Source organism: Erythrobacter sp. JB1-15 (assembly GCF_057365035.1).
Window position 1 is genome coordinate 2931074 of the sequence record NZ_CP200295.1, and the last position, 15328, is coordinate 2946401.

Below are 15328 nucleotides of genomic sequence, written 5' to 3' on the forward strand. Positions count from 1 at the left end.
ATAGAGCCGCAGCCTTTGCGGCTTGCTATGGAAGCAAGCTAGTCGAGAGCGCTGCGTGTTTGCAAATAGTAATTCAAACTAATTCGGGTTTTGAAATCCCAAAAAGGGATAGTGCTCTTTGGGACACATTCAAAAACGAGAGATTACCTTGTCAATTCCAAACGCTGTATCGATTTGTCGAGCATCAGCAATTGCCACAAGATACGCGAATTGTCTGACCTGCCCGCGATATGATCTTCGGAAAGATCGGAGAGTTTGCGTGCATCAAACCAACCGGCATTCGCGATCACCGAAGTACTGGTTATCGCCCTCGCTTCATCAGCCAGTGGGCCGCGAAACCAATCAGCGATCGGCGTAACGAACCCTTGCTTGGGCCGGTACAGGATATCGCGCGGAAGCACCGGCTCCATTGAATGTTTCAGCAGATATTTGCCGATGCTGCCGCGCACTCGCATATCTTCGGGCAAACGAGCTGCAAATTCGACCAAGCGGTGATCGAGCAAAGGCTCACGCGCCTCAAGACTAACCGCCATGCTGGTGCGATCCACTTTGGTTAGGATATCGCCAGGCATCCAGAAAGTGAGATCGGCATATTGAGCGCGGTCCAGACCGCTTCGTCCGGGAGCATGACGCATAATGTCGATCAGCTCATCCTCGCCCTTAAAGCCCGCCAGATCACGCTTGAAGCTGGCGGAATAGAGCCCCGCGCGAAAGTCCGATGTTGTTGCAGACAATCCGCGCGCATAGCCGTGCTCACCGCTTTCTGCCAATGCCAACAAGGTCGCTTTTGCGCGCAAGGGACGCGGCGCCCAATCGGCTTTGGGCCACAATCGTCCCAACCCGCCAAACAGCGGCCCGCGCAGGGATGCGGGAAGCTTGCTGCGAATGCGCTCTTCATTGTGATGAAAAACCTGACGGCGATAACCCGCAAACGCTTCATCCGCGCCATCACCGGACAAGGCAACGGTCACATGCTTTCGGGCAAGCTGGCACACTTTCCAGGTGGGCAAGGCAGAAGCGTCCGCAAACGGCTCGTCAAACATATCTGCCAATGCATCAATGCCTGCAAACTCGCCCGCATCGACAATCTGCGACTTGTGATTTGTCTCAAACTTCTCAGCTATCGTGTTGGCATAGCTGGTCTCATCCAGCCCTTTCTCCTCAAAGCCGATCGAACAGGTTGTGACAGGATGCGCGCTTTGCTCGGACATCAGCGCCACCACGCTGGAGCTGTCTACGCCGCCTGAAAGAAACGCGCCCAACGGCACATCGGAGACCATACGCGATGTGACCGCCTCGCGCATCAAATGCGCAAGCTCAGCCGATAAGTCCGCTTCACTGCCCGCGGTACGGTCTTCAAAGCTGATATCCCACCAACGACGCGGATCGGACATCCCCTTGCCCTGCTCAAGCTTCAAGAAATGGCCCGCAGGTAGCTTACTTACGCCTTCAAGGATCGAGTGACTGTCAGGCACGTAGCCCCATGTCAAAAATGCATCGAGTGCCTGAGCATCAAGCCTGCGCGGCATTTGCGGCAAGGCCAGCAAACCTTTCAGCTCCGAAGCAAAGGCTAGCTGCCCATCGGGAAGGAGGGAAAGAAACAGCGGCTTTACCCCAAACCTGTCACGCGCCAAAAACAGCTCGCGGGTTTGAGTGTCGTAAAGAGCAAAGGCGAACATCCCATCGAGCTGCGCGAGGCAATCAACTCCCCAGCGCGCATACGCAGCGAGAATAACTTCTGTATCGCCCGATGTCTGAAAGCGCGCGCCGCTGTCTTCCAGTTCCGCTCTGAGCGCTTGAAAGTTGTAGATCTCCCCATTGAAGACAATGACATACCGCCCGTCAGCCGAGTGCATCGGTTGCGGTGAGCCCTCCAGATCAATAACAGACAAACGGCGGTGGCCAAGGCCAATGCCTGGTGCGGTCCACACTCCTGCCCCATCCGGCCCGCGATGGACCAGAGCATCGGTCATCGTCTCAACACTTGCTGGATCGATATGGCCGCTGCCTTGCGTATCAAAAATTCCTGCGATGCCGCACATGGTTCAGCTTTCAAACACCGATGGAAGGAATAAGAGCAGCGCCTGTTATTGCTGCTGAAATGGCAAGTCCCATCACTGCGGCTGCGGCAATGCCGGTCTTTACAACGAGCGGGTCCAATCGAGCCAGAATTTGCGCATCACCGATTTGTTCAGCAGTCCAGCCATAATCTTCGGGTTCACGTTCAAAAAACCGCCATACCGCCGCAAGCAAAACTGCGACCACGATTGCAAAGAAGAACCATCCATAAATGACATGGTCAAACCCCTCTGCAAATTCGACGCCGTAAAATTGCGCGATATAGATCGTCCCCCATGCGCGCACTCCGTTGGCAAGGATCGGAACGATCACACAAGCGGCCAAAAAAGAAGCGCGCTTCATCCAGCTGTTAAAGCGAGTGAAGCAAACCAGCACTGCCAATGTCACCATAGCGATGAGAAAACGAACCCCCGAGCACGCCTCGGCAACAATAAACAGCCCTGCGGGAGTGTCGATGTAGATGCCATCAATACTGGCAGGGATACCAGACCATTCGGTGAGCGCTATTGCGATGTCTGCGGTGATCATCTGCAAGGGTCCGATAATCTCATCGCCGAACGGCACCAGAAACGCCGCAAACCCTAATGGCAGCATCAAAAGCACCGATGCCCGGGCACCTAAAACTGTCAGGACAGTGGCCTGAAGCGCGCCGACCGCGCCAGCTTGGGCAAACAGATTGATCCCCGTGAACCGTCCAACCGCCCATAGGCCCAAAGCCAAGACCACAAGCCCCAGTCCTGGGGCAAAACTGCGCGGCACAATCTTGCCAAGCTCAGGCAGTTTCAGAGTAACCAGCCAAGCGATAATGAGCGGCACCAACAAGATGTGCGAATAGGTATCAATGTTCCACCATTGGTGCAGCATTTCGCCCCATTCGCGAGCGGTCACAAGAATGAGTGCCGCGCTCGCTGCGACAAGGCTGAGCACCGGCATACGCCACTCGGCAGGTAGGCTGTCCAGCAGCCCCCCGCGCGCCGCATCGCTCGCTGTCCCTTCAGGCGGCATCGCGCGCGCCTCCAGTCATGCCAAGCAAATCATCAAGCGGAGCCAAGGTCGCCGTCCAATCGTGATGATCCATGACAAAACGGCGCGCAGCCTTACCGATACCCATCAAAGCGGCTTTGTCCGCCAAAGCGGTTTTTATTATGCTGGCCATTTCTTGCGGGTCAGCATCGCTCACCAGCCAATGTTCCGCGTGGGTCGCTGCAATTCCGGTTGCGGCTTCGGGAGTTAGGCAAACAGGTTTGGCCATCGCCATCGCCTCAAGCACTTTGTTCTGAACCCCGCGGGCAATCAAGAGAGGGGCAAGAACACAGTCAGCGGCAGCAAGAAACGGGCGCACATCGGGAACTTCACCCCATATGCGAACACCCGGCATATCACCGTGTTTCAGCAAAGAAGGCGTGGGATTGCGGCCAACAATATGAAACACCGCTTTGGGATGATCGGCTCTTACGAGTGGCAAAAGCTCTTCAATCGCCCACAAGGTGGCTTGTTCATTTGGCCGGTAATCCATTTGGCCGGTAAAGACGAAATGCGGCCCCTCGCTCGCTTTTAAGTCCGGATGAGGAGCAGTGGCGGCGGGATCAAAAGCGCGCGCGTCTATGCCGTTGCCAATCACCTGCACATTAGCTTTGGATGGCTCCTGAAGGCGGGAAGTGAACAAGGCCGCTTCAGCATCGCTAATGAGGATTGTAGCGTCAGCACGATGTGCGAGCCTTTCCTCCTCTTGCGATAGCAACCGAGCCTCACGGGCGTTGAGCCAAACCCGTTCACCCGCATCGGCGTAGTTTTCAAACTTGGCGCTATCAACATCGCACAGATCAATGACGCACGAGCCTGAATAATCTGCGGGTAGATACTGCCCCATCTGGCCCGAAAATATAACGACTTTGCCAATGCCGCGCTCGCGCAGAGTATAGCGCACCCAGCTTTCAAGCCGCGCGCTGTGAAAAGCGGTAAGGCTCACAGGCTTGCCCGTCACAACCGCTTGCGCGCCAGCGAGTGACAAGGGTTTTTTGCGGTCCACTACGCAATGCGATGCGGCCACTGCGTCCAATTGAGTGATGGCTGCCCGGTCCTCTTCACTGTCGGCAAAACAGCCCACATGCACCGGACCCAATTGCGCCAGTTTGGCAAGCAAATGATGCGCGCGGATTTTGTCGCCGCGATTGGGCGGGAACGGGACCCGATGCGTAAGAAACAGAATATCGCTCACTGGCCCACCCAACTGTTAGGCGAGCCCGCGAGCGATCCACGGCCCAATCGTGTTCGCAACCGGCAATGGAAGCTTCTTCCACAGATCAATCTTGCGGCTGTAGCTGGCGTCAGTGGGATCGATATTGCGCGGCTCGTGTCCCGCCGCATTCCAGCCTGCATAAGTGAGCGGCTTGGGCTCAAACCCCCAATTTTTCTTAAACTTGTATGGCCCGCTATCGGTTTTAGAGCGGCCAAAATCAAAACTTTGCATCCCGCGTTCGCGCGCGTGTTTCATAAGCTCGTAATACATGCGCTCATTGGCGCGAGCGCCGCGCGCCGCAAACGTGCCGCCGCCCCAAAACGGCATCACGGCACCATTGTGGTAAAAGGACAGAACGCTGGATATCGGCTCGCCTTGGTGCAGAACGGTCAGCACATTGCTGGCGTAAGGAAACGCCTCAAGCATGGCTGCAAACAGCTTCCTTGGGAAAACGGGCGTACCCAAATTGCGAACGCTTGCGCTGAACGCCGCGTAATGAGCAGCCAAATCCTCTTTTCCTGAGCCGATGCGAATCTCAAGATCGTTTTTCAACCCCTTGCGCACTTCAGCGCGGGCCTTGCGCGGGATTGCAAGGAGCTCAGCTTCATCGTCTGCGGCGAGCGGGCGTTCAAAGCCGCAATGCTTATCATCCCAGAGCCGCCATCCATCAGGGACTGCCCCGCCGCGCGCCTCAATCGTCGTAAAGCCGTTTGCCGTGGCAAACGTCTCAGCGGTTTGACCCAGCGCATTCGCAGTTTCTTGATCGACTGCGCAAACTCCGCCTCCGACCCCAAACCCGCTTGAAATAAAAGCTTTTCCAAACAGAGCAGACCGTACTTCGCTGATAGGCAGCCAACCTGTGATAACACCGCCCTGCTCTGCCAGAAAACCTGCAGCACGCTGGCCTGTTCCTGCTTCTACCGCTTGCAGCCAGGCAGGCAGATGAAACAGACTCGCGCTGCGTTCGGCCACAAAACCTTCAATCCGCCGAACGGTACGCACATCGTTGAGGTCAACCGGGTTCACCTGCAGAACGGTCTTAGTGGGAGGTTTCACAGGCGCATTCACGCTGCCAGTTCCTGAGACGGAGCGGTGACATCAAACGGTTTGGCGCGTTGCTTTTCGGTTTCTGCGACCTTGTCGACGCGGTCCCAATGAAATTCCTCAGCCAGATCGCGCAACTTGCCGGCCATTTGGCGCAGGTTGGTATAGTGCCGCAGCCGTGATCGCATGGGCGCGTTAGGCACGCGCGGCTGATCTGGGTCCACTTCCCATGGGTGGAAATAGAACATCGCCGGGCGCGCTTCCTGCGTGTTCACTTGATTGATGGCCCAGCGCGAAAAAGCGTATGGCAGCACTCTGAAAAAGCCCCCTCCGCCAGCGGCCACGCGGCGGCCGCCCAGCATTGCGGTCGTCACGGGTATTTCGACGAGCGAAGAGCCGGTGATCGGCGTGAAAGCAAAACGCGGCGCCTCAGGCCAACCATAGTGATCGTGCGCTACGGGGGCGACACTGGAGGAATAGGCATAGCCGTGTTCGGCCAACACTTCGAAAGCCCAAGGATTGCGCTTGTCGATGGAAAAGCTTGGTGCGCGGTACCCTTTTACAGGCTGACCGCTGGCGTCTTCGATCAGTTGCTGCGCTTTGCGGATATCTTCTGAGAAGCTTTCGCGGTCCAAGGTGAACACGCGCGCATGATCATATCCGTGGCTGGCCAATTCGTGACCCGCATTAGCAATCCGGCGCACCATGACCGGGTGACGCTCTGCCATCCAGCCAAGCGTGAAGAATGTCGATTTGATGCCCGCTTCGGCAAACAGTTCCAGAATGCGGTCGATATTGCTTTCAACCCTGCACGAAATGCCGTCCCAGTCATCGCGAGAGATCACATTTTCAAACGCACCGACCTGGAACCAGTCCTCGACATCAACCGACATGCCGTTGATGACCGGGTCCGTAGACCGGCTCAAATAACTGTCATTGGGATCGCCCCGATGCATTGTCAGGCGGCCTCACGCTCGGAATCATCTTCGAGCCATTCAATCAACATTGTCAGAATATGACGAACGGATTGTTCTTGATCCTCAAGTCGTTTTTCGATGCGTTCTATCGCCGAAGCTAGATTCGGGTCCGATTCCAGATCGCCCGACCTGGCTCCGCTGGCACGCAGTTCGCTAATGGCTTTTTCCAGTCTCGCGGTGCGCTTATCGCGCTCAGCCAGCAGCGCAGCTACTTCAGCTGCCGGGACATTGCCAGCCACACCCATATGGGCAGCATCCTGATCGGACACTGACATATCTCCGGTCAGTTCAATTGCCGGTGCAGGCGCATCAAGTCCGCCTTCGACATCACCCGCCATCTCTTCAATGACGGTGTCCAGCATTTCGGCCGTCAAGCGGTCCTCAGTCTCAATAGCTCCCAACAACAGCAGCCTGTTCATGACCTGATTGACGCGGCGCGGAATACCCTCAGTCTTGGCAAACAGGGCTGGCATCAGCTTTTCATCGAGGGCGGGACGTCCGCCCCAGCCCACTCGCTTCATCCTATGCGTGATGTAGCCTTCCAGCTCATCTTCATCCAATGCTTCCAGATGATGCGATGCGATGATGCGCTGGCGCAGTTGATCCAAACTTGGGTGATGCGCCAGTGTTTTGCGAAACTCCGGCTGCCCCAGCAGCAGGCATTGCAGCAAGGGATGCGAGCCAAGCTGAAAATTGGACAGCATTCGTAGCTCTTCCAAAGGCTCCAAATCGAGGTTTTGGCATTCATCGACGATCAGCAAGCACCGCCGTCCAGCACGGGCCTCGTCCTGAAGCAAACGTTCAAGCGCGCCCAGCGCGCCCGCCTTATCGTGCCCTGCCACCTCAAGACCAAATGCCTGCGCGACGACATGGATAATCTCTTCACCATCCAGTGCCGTTGTAACAACATGCGCTACGGTGAGTGATTTACGGTCAACCCGTTCCATCAAATGCGCAACAAGCGTTGATTTACCCGCACCAACTTCACCGGTGATAACAATGAACCCTTCGGCCTGGTTCAAACCATAGCCAAGATAGGACATCGCCTTTTTATGCGTTGAGCTTTCAAAATAGAAATCCGGATCAGGCGTGAGCTGAAACGGGCGTCCGGTAAAGCCATAATATTGATCGTACATATTGTTTAGGGCCCCGTCCTTCAGAAGTCGTAGCGCAGGCCCACAAGGGCTGATGCGACTGCAAAATCGTCTGCCGAAAATTCACTGTCGACATAGTCTAGAGCAAGCGCACCACGGGCTGAAAGTTTTGAAGTGATAAACCTTGTATAGCCCGCAGAGATACCCGCAGAATTCACATCACCGCCATCGGTTCCACTTTCGAAGCGGTTGTAATAGGCATTGGTGGTAAAACGGCCGCTATTGCCCAATTGGCGATTGGCCGAGGCGATGACGAAATAGCTTTCATCGGTGACGCCATTGAGTGATTCAAGGACGGTTCCGGGAGCTCCAATAAACTCTCGATTATCATAACCGACAGCAAGTCCCGTGCTCCATCTTCCCAGTTGGCGCTGATAGCTGGCATTCACACCGCGGCCTCTGAAAGCTGCGGACCGAATGGAACCAACAGAACCAATTGAACCAGGTCCGCCGGCGCCAGTTACGAGCCCGCCAAACCCGCCTGTTACAGGATTTCGGACCGCGTTAAAGTCGCTCGACAGCCCCGCAAGCCCGCCGTTCAATCCGCCACCAAAGCCGCTCACCGCGTCATAGACATTCACAGCAAGCGAGCTGCGCGCATCAGGCGCATAGGTGAAATTGCCATAATACGTGGTCAGATCGTAACGCTGACCAACACTTGCCGCCAACGATGTCCGCGAACTGGGGCGCCACAATACGCCAACGTCCCACAGCAGCCCATCCACATCAAAGGCAATCTGGCGCGGACCGGTTTCGTCAGTTACGAACCGGCCCGTGTCATCGATAATCGGATCGCCGTTTGTATCGCGCAAAGCATCACGGCTTGAAATTTCAACATCCTCATATCCGACACCGCCAGTGATGGCGAATGAAGGAGTGATCGGGACCGTGACATTAACGCGGGCGAACAGATCACGCACACGCTGGTCAAGGTTGGAAATGTCTTCCTGAAAAGCCCCGACAGCGACGCCAATACCGATTGGCAATGGCTCGCCGGGGCGCGTGGTGGCGCTCAGCTGGCTGTTTATGGTCGTGCTTTCATCGAAGAGATCGATTGGATTGCCATTAACATCGGCGAGCACGCTGTCGCTTTCGAAGCGGTTATAGCCGACGCGAGTGGATCCTGCGACATCGACAATGCCGAACCTGCGATTGAGTGTCGGCCCGGCGAATATGCTGTAAATCTCACTCGATGCGCCATCCTGAACAAGCGGATTGGCAGAAAAGCCGCCGCCACCGTCAAGCCGCGTTGTGCTGGCCAAGGCGCCCGCATCGATACGCACTGACTGATCAAGCGCGACGTAACCACGCGCAATGCCGGTCAGGCGATCTGTGTCTACACGGTTGTCATCATAGCTGATGTTCCGCTCATATCGCAGCGAGACCGAACCGCCTGAGTTTCGCCCTTGCGCATTCAAATCAACGCCGGCGGCAATCTGGGTAAAGGTCAGAACATCATCACCAGGCGACAGCTGGGCGCTGAGCACCTGGCTTACTTCGATGTAGGGTTGAACGTTAACCCCGCGCCGATCATTTTGTGGCGCTTGGTCCTGAGCGAAGACGGGCGCAGAAAGACCGATCGCCGCGACGCCAAATGCTGCGGTGGCTTTTGTCGCTGCGCGCATAGCCAGTTTGGATTTCCCCATAGATGATGCATTTCTTAGCGCGATGGGCATGATTAGATCTCCCTCTCACCATAGTCACCAAAGCGGCGACCAGACGGGCTGAATTGCGCTGCATTCAAAAGCAGCTTGATATCGGGACAGGCGGACAACAATTGCCGCGCATCTTCCAAAGCGGCGCGGCCCGTTTCGCCGGCGCGCACCACCAAAACGGTTTGCCCCACATGGCTGGCAAGCTCAGCCACAGGCGAAGCTGCCAAAGCTGGCGGCGTGTCGAAAATCACATAACGGTTGGGCGCACCGGCGGTCAGCCGGTCAAGGATTTCCCCAGTTCTCGCGCTTGCAAGAAATTCAGAATCGCGCGCACTGCTCGTGCCAGCGGGCAGAACATACAGGCGTTCGATATCCGTTTTCCGCGCGAGCGCCTCAACTTTGACATTCGGATCAGCCAGCGCGTCCATCAGCCCCTGACCCTCGCCCTCTTCATCATCAATACCCAAGCGGGCAGCAACGGAAGGATCGAGGACATCGGCGTCAACCAGCAACACTTCAACATCGCGTTCTGCGGCAAGCGCAATGGCGAGATTGACAGCACAATAGGTTTTACCCTCGCCTTCATGCGGGGAAGAAACAAGAATACGGCGGCCGCGCTTGTCTTTGGTAGCGCGCGCATCAGCAATCAATTCGCGTTTTACGATGCGGAACTCCTCGAGCAGGCCAGTGACCTGATCTTCGGGAACAATCAGCCCCTCGCGGCGTAAGCGGTCGCGATTGACAACGCATGCAGGTCCGCTCAGCTCAACTTTTACCTCAGGAACAGCGGGATTCTGGCGCTCTGCAATTTCCGATTGAGCACCTCGCGTCGCTGCGACAGGAACAGGCCGCCGCCGATCATCCTCCGGGAGATCCTTTGGAACGTTGACAGCACTCACCTTGTCCAGACCAAAGGCCGAATTAGCCCGCTCCAACAAGGATGGCGTTTTCTTACCGGGTTTCGGGATTTTGCCGTGCTCGGTCATATCAATACCCTCATGCCACCGATGCGACCGAGATCATTTCGATCACGAGCAAGATTAAAAACACACCCACAAGCCCAGCGCAGGCCCCGGCGAATTGTTTGAGCCGCCGCTTTTCAAGCAAGCGAACGGCATCGGAACGATTCAAGGAAATCGAACCGATGACAGGCAGATCCATCGCGCGCTCCAATTTATGCGGCGTGGCAAAGCCAGACCGCAATTGCGCCATGCCCCACGCGGCACCCGCGCCGACAGCGGCTCCAACAAACAGGATGCCGAGTAAGAGCAAGGGACGATTGGGCGCAATCGGCTCTTGCGGAACAACCGGCGGATCGGTGACCGTAAAACGGAACTGGCTGGTCTGATCCTCAACATCACCGCGAGTCCTGAGATCCTCGCGGTCTTGCAACAGATCCTCATAGTTTTTGCGCAAAACTTCGTAGTCGCGGCTGATACGATTGGCTTCCGCAGCAACAGCAGGCTCAGAAGCCTGGCTCGCCATCAAAGACGCGATTTGCGACTGCACAGCAGCGCGGCGCGCTTGGGCTGAATCAACCGATGCCTGACGGTCGCCGCGTATAGCCAGCAGGGATGAATAGGCAGGGTTCATAGTGCCTCCGCCGCCATCACCAGCGGCAGCCACCTGCCGCTGCAATATCTCAACCTGTTTCTTTGCGGATGCAATGTCAGGATGGTTGTCGGTCAGACCGCGAGCGCGCAATGTCGCCAATTGTGTCTGTGCTTCTGATAAAGCTGCCTGGGGGCCAGATGCGTTTGGCCCGCCCGTGATTGTGCGCGGGGTCGAGGCGATCTGGCCGTTTATTGCCCCAAGCGCGCTTTGCGCTGCCGCCAGATCCGCTTCGATCTCACGAAGTTCGGTGCGTGATTGCTGGATCTTCGTCGACAGTGATTCAGACCCGCCAATCAATTCAGGATATTGCGTTTCGAAAGCAAGACGGCGTTCTTCGGCGGCTTCCAGCTCAACCTTGCGCTCTTCTAGTTGCTCATTGAGCTCTGCGACGCCCTGGCTGATCCCTGCGCGATTGCCGACGATATGTTCTTCACGGAAAATATCGAGTAGCTTTTGCACCACATTGCGCGCAACAACCGCGTTTTCGGCATCACTCAGATTGCCCTCACCGACAGTCGCCACGATGGAGAACAAGCTGTCCTGCTCGCTGCGCACTTGGACATTCGGCCTCAAGTCCTCGATCGCTGCCTGCATTTCGCTGTCAGTCGTGATTTCCTTGCCAAGCTCCGTTGACGAGATGACTTTGCGCAAATTGATCGCACTCACCAAAGTTTGGCGAACACGCTGAATTTCTTCCTGACCGTCATTCGCGATACCCATCTGTTCGGAGAGGACATCATCGACATCGACATATATGCTCGCCTTCGCCTCATAGGAATTGGGAATGAGCGCGACCACCAGCCAACCCAGCAGGCACACGCCCCACGCCACGGCCAGCGCCAACCAGCGGCGCTGCCAGACAGCATGGAGCGCTGTGCGCAGTTCTTCGACAAGTTCGTTCATAAAATCAGCAGGCCTTTAGAACCGGCTCTCGGGAATGATGATGGTGTCACCGGGTTTCAAAAGCACATTGGCCGTGCTGTCGCCGCGCTTAAGAAGATCGGAAAGGCGCAGGCGATATTCTTCCTGCGTGCCCGATTCGCGATTAAGCCGGATCAACTTGGCACGATTGCCTGCGGCAAACTCGCTCAGCCCGCCAACTGCGATCATGGCATCAAGCACTGTCATGTTAGCCTGATACGGCAACGAGGCAGGCTGTTCGGTCGAACCGACCACCTTTACGCGTTGGTCGTAGGTTCCTTCTGGCGTGTTGACGATCACCGAAACGATCGGCTGTTCGATATACTCAGCCAATTGTTCGGCGATGTAGGTCTGCAATTCAGTTGCCGTTTTGCCAACGGCTGGAATGTCACGCACAAGAGGGATCGTCAGACGACCGTCAGGGCGTACCTTTACCTTTTCCGCGCTCAGCTCCGGATTGCGCCAGACGTGGATCGTAATCTCATCAAGCGCACCAATGCGGTATTCCTCACTCGGCGCTATAGCCTCGTTGGTGTAGGTTGCAGGCGGCAATTCAGGGCCGGTAGTGGTGCAGGCCGCGACGGCCACACTAACAAAGGCAGCGCCGGCAAACCGCGTAAACGAGATGGTCTTTTGCATTGATACGTATCCTTAACGTTGCGCGCCTGGTCCAAAAGCGAGGGTGCAGGAGCGACCTGCCACTTTCATTCCATCAAACACACGGGTTAACTGGCAGAAAATGGTGAACATCCGGTTAGTGATGTGCGCCTAATCACCGCCTATCTCGGAATGAGACAATGCAACAAGGCTCCTTAACACAGCTTAACTCGGCAAGTGTCAGACCATTATTTCTGCCGCAGGGCCGTGCCCAAGGAAACCGCTTGGGCTGGCCGAAGCGCCATATGCACCCGCGCAAAAGACCGCGACAAGGTCTCCAACCTCTGCCTCTGGAACATGCGCCTGGTCCGCGAGCCGATCGAGCGGCGTGCACAAACATCCCACAATATTAACCACTTCGCTGGGTTCTGCGGCGAAGTGAGAGGCAATTGCGACGGGGTAATTGCGCCTTACGACCGTGCCAAAATTGCCGGACGCCGCCAATTGGTGATGAAGGCCGCCATCAGTTACCAAATAGGTTACTCCGTGACTAACCTTGCGATCAATGACGCGGCACAGATAAACCCCGGCTTCCCCGGCAATGTAGCGTCCTAATTCGAGGCATAATTCAGTCTTTGCCAGCGCGTCGGGCAGATCAGAAATCATGTCGCTTAACGCCGAACCGATCATACTAAGGTCGAGCGCCTCATCATTTGGGAAATAGGGTATCCCAAAGCCGCCGCCCATGTTCAGCTTTGGCACACTTTCGCCAATTTTATCAGCCAGTTGGACCGACAACTGAAGCACATTTCTCTGCGCATCGATGATCGCGTCCTCGCTGAGAGCCTGACTGCCTGTAAAAATATGCAAACCGCGCCATTCAGCGCCTTCTGATATGACAAATTTGGCCAAATCGGGCACCCGCTGCGCATCTATACCAAATGGTTTAGCCCCGCCGCCCATCTTCATGCCTGAGCCTTTGAGCTCAAAATCGGGGTTTACTCTAAGGGCGATCTGGGGTGCTTTACCCAAGCGCTGACTGATGGCGATTGCGCGGCCAGCTTCGCCTTCAGATTCGCAGTTCAGCGTAGCGCCGGCTGCGATGGCAGCTTCCAGTTCCTCATCGCGCTTACCTGGCCCTGCAAAACTCACACGTGCCGGATCAATCCCAAGGCTCTGCGTAACCGCCAGCTCTCCTGCCGAAGCAATATCGAAACCATCAACAAGCGCGTCCAAATGCGCGACCACTTCCCGCATGGGATTGGCCTTGATCGCATAATTGATCCCGATCCGGCCTGGGATATTGGCGCGCAAACGCGCAATCCTGCGACTTAGAAGATCGCGTGAGTAAACAAACAGCGGCGTTCGGCCTGCTTCTTGCGCCAAGTCGCTGGCTTTATGCCCGCCAACCGCAAGCTCACCATCTATCGTTTCATATCCATCAGGAATTGGCCCTACAGGTTTCACTGGGTCTTCTCCTGCGCGGTCAGCTCATGCAAGAGTGCCGTTCGGTCAATCTTGCCGTTAGGATTGAGGGGCATTTCTGAGCGCCAGTGGATCACCTTGGGGTGCATGAAATTGGGAAGCTCCTGCGCCAGCTCTTTGCGAAACGCCTCGCGCTGCGCCTCGTCTGCGTGTCCGCGCACAATCAAATGAACCGCGTGGCCTAAAGACGTGTCGGGCAGACCAATCGCCACCGCTTCTTGCACAAAATCGCTGGCAATTGCCGCCTCTTCGATCTCTTGCGGACTAATACGATTGCCTGCGCTTTTAATCATCGCATCCTTGCGTGCCACAAAATGCAGCAATCCGTTATCGTCCCGCATCACCGTGTCGCCAGACCACACAGCCATGCCGCCATAGCGTGATTGGGCTGGCGCTGGTCGAAAGCGTTTGGCGGTGCGCTGAGGGTCTTGCCAATATCCTTGCGCGACCAATGGGCCGCAATGGACGAGTTCGCCCTCCTGCCCGGGCTCCGCGACTTTTCCGTTTTCAGACATGACGAGAATTTCTGCAAAAGGTATCGCTTTACCCATTGAAGTTGGGTGTTTTTCTACAAGAATTGGGTCCAGATAGGTCGAGCGAAACGCCTCTGTCAGGCCATACATCGGATAAAGATCCGCCTGCGGAAAGATTGACGTCAAATCACTCACCAGCTCGCGCGTCAACGCGCCGCCGCTATTGGTCAGACGGCGCAAGGGCTTGCTTGCTTCGAGAGGCCAATCAATTTCGGTCAATTGCACCCAAAGCGGCGGGACGGCGGCAAGGGTTGTGATCGCATGCTTTGCACAAGCCTTTGCCACATCGCGCGCAAACAGAAAGTCGAGCGGAACCACGCTCCCTCCCGCATACCACGTCGATAACAGTTGGTTTTGCCCGTAATCAAACGAGAATGGCAGCACGCCAAGCGTGACGTCATCCTTCTGCAATTTGAGGTAATGCGCCACACTGACAGCACCCAACCATAAATTGGCATGGCTCAGCATTACGCCTTTGGGCCTTCCGGTCGATCCGCTTGTATACAGAATCGCAACAAGATCCTCAGGCGCACCGCCCGATGGGCCCAGATCCATCGCAAAAGCAGCCGCTTCATCCAGCGCGGCGGGTTCTTCCAATACACCGCAACCCGGCGGAATGTCGCCCGCCTCGAGCGACTTTAACCGCGCAGGCGTCGCAATCAGCATCACAGCGCCGCTGTCTTTCAAAATATGCGCTGCTTGCGCGCGTTTGAGCAATGGGTTGATAGGAACATGCACCAGACCGGCCCGCGCCGCTGCCAGTGGCAGAAGGCTAGTGAGCTCGCCTTTGGCTGCCCAACTCGCGATCCGCGCGCCTTGCTCAGGCACTTTATGTCGGAGCCATCCAGCAAGCCGAGCAACACGCGCCCTTAACGCTTCGTGGCTAAGCACCTCATCGCGCAATATGAGGGCCGGACGTGTTTCATCCCCCCGCTCCAATGCTAGTTCAGCAAGATGGTCGATCGGGCGAAAAGTTTCCCGAGGCTCTTTGGTTGACCGGTTTGTCATGGCTTGTGTTTTAAGGGATATA

The 15328-nt window shown here is 56.3% G+C and carries 12 protein-coding genes; all 12 read right to left on the bottom strand.

Going from position 1 to position 15328, the window contains the following annotated elements; all coding sequences use genetic code 11:
• Positions 1-143: 143 nt before the first annotated feature.
• Entirely contained in the window at positions 144-2042 is a 1899-nt protein-coding gene (locus AC0V6L_RS14160) for an XrtA/PEP-CTERM system amidotransferase (protein ID WP_486154821.1), read from the bottom strand.
• A 10-nt stretch (positions 2043-2052) separates the two neighbouring features.
• Positions 2053-3084 (bottom strand): exosortase A, encoded by a 1032-nt coding sequence (gene xrtA, locus AC0V6L_RS14165; RefSeq protein ID WP_486154822.1) that lies wholly within the window; start codon positions 3082-3084, stop codon positions 2053-2055.
• Positions 3074-4297, bottom strand: coding sequence for a TIGR03087 family PEP-CTERM/XrtA system glycosyltransferase (locus AC0V6L_RS14170; RefSeq protein WP_486154823.1), 1224 nt, complete (start codon positions 4295-4297; stop codon positions 3074-3076). The genes xrtA and AC0V6L_RS14170 overlap by 11 nt, the downstream gene beginning before the upstream one ends.
• Before the next feature lie 15 nt (positions 4298-4312).
• Entirely contained in the window at positions 4313-5374 is a 1062-nt protein-coding gene (locus tag AC0V6L_RS14175) for a FemAB family XrtA/PEP-CTERM system-associated protein (RefSeq protein WP_486154824.1), read from the bottom strand.
• 8 nt (positions 5375-5382) lie between these two features.
• Complete coding sequence (locus AC0V6L_RS14180) at positions 5383-6255, bottom strand: XrtA system polysaccharide deacetylase (protein ID WP_486155154.1); 873 nt, start codon at positions 6253-6255, stop codon at positions 5383-5385.
• A 65-nt stretch (positions 6256-6320) separates the two neighbouring features.
• Positions 6321-7475, bottom strand: coding sequence for an XrtA/PEP-CTERM system-associated ATPase (locus tag AC0V6L_RS14185; protein ID WP_486154825.1), 1155 nt, complete (start codon positions 7473-7475; stop codon positions 6321-6323).
• 20 nt (positions 7476-7495) lie between these two features.
• The gene (locus AC0V6L_RS14190; RefSeq protein WP_486154826.1) at positions 7496-9139 is read right to left on the bottom strand and encodes a TonB-dependent receptor; all 1644 of its coding nucleotides are present in this window, start codon (positions 9137-9139) and stop codon (positions 7496-7498) included.
• Positions 9140-9171: 32 nt separating this feature from the next.
• Complete coding sequence (locus AC0V6L_RS14195) at positions 9172-10134, bottom strand: AAA family ATPase (protein ID WP_486154827.1); 963 nt, start codon at positions 10132-10134, stop codon at positions 9172-9174.
• A 10-nt stretch (positions 10135-10144) separates the two neighbouring features.
• Positions 10145-11665, bottom strand: coding sequence for an XrtA system polysaccharide chain length determinant (locus tag AC0V6L_RS14200; RefSeq protein ID WP_486146393.1), 1521 nt, complete (start codon positions 11663-11665; stop codon positions 10145-10147).
• Positions 11666-11680: 15 nt separating this feature from the next.
• Positions 11681-12322, bottom strand: a complete 642-nt coding sequence (locus tag AC0V6L_RS14205; RefSeq protein ID WP_486146395.1) for an XrtA/PEP-CTERM system exopolysaccharide export protein — start codon at positions 12320-12322, stop codon at positions 11681-11683.
• Positions 12323-12520: 198 nt separating this feature from the next.
• Positions 12521-13747: a pyridoxal-dependent decarboxylase, exosortase A system-associated gene (locus AC0V6L_RS14210; protein ID WP_486154828.1), complete on the bottom strand. Its 1227-nt coding sequence runs from the start codon at positions 13745-13747 to the stop codon at positions 12521-12523.
• Complete coding sequence (locus AC0V6L_RS14215) at positions 13744-15306, bottom strand: acyl-CoA ligase (AMP-forming), exosortase A system-associated (protein WP_486154829.1); 1563 nt, start codon at positions 15304-15306, stop codon at positions 13744-13746. Before AC0V6L_RS14215 ends, AC0V6L_RS14210 begins: the two co-directional genes overlap by 4 nt.
• Between the last annotated feature and the right edge of the window lie 22 nt (positions 15307-15328).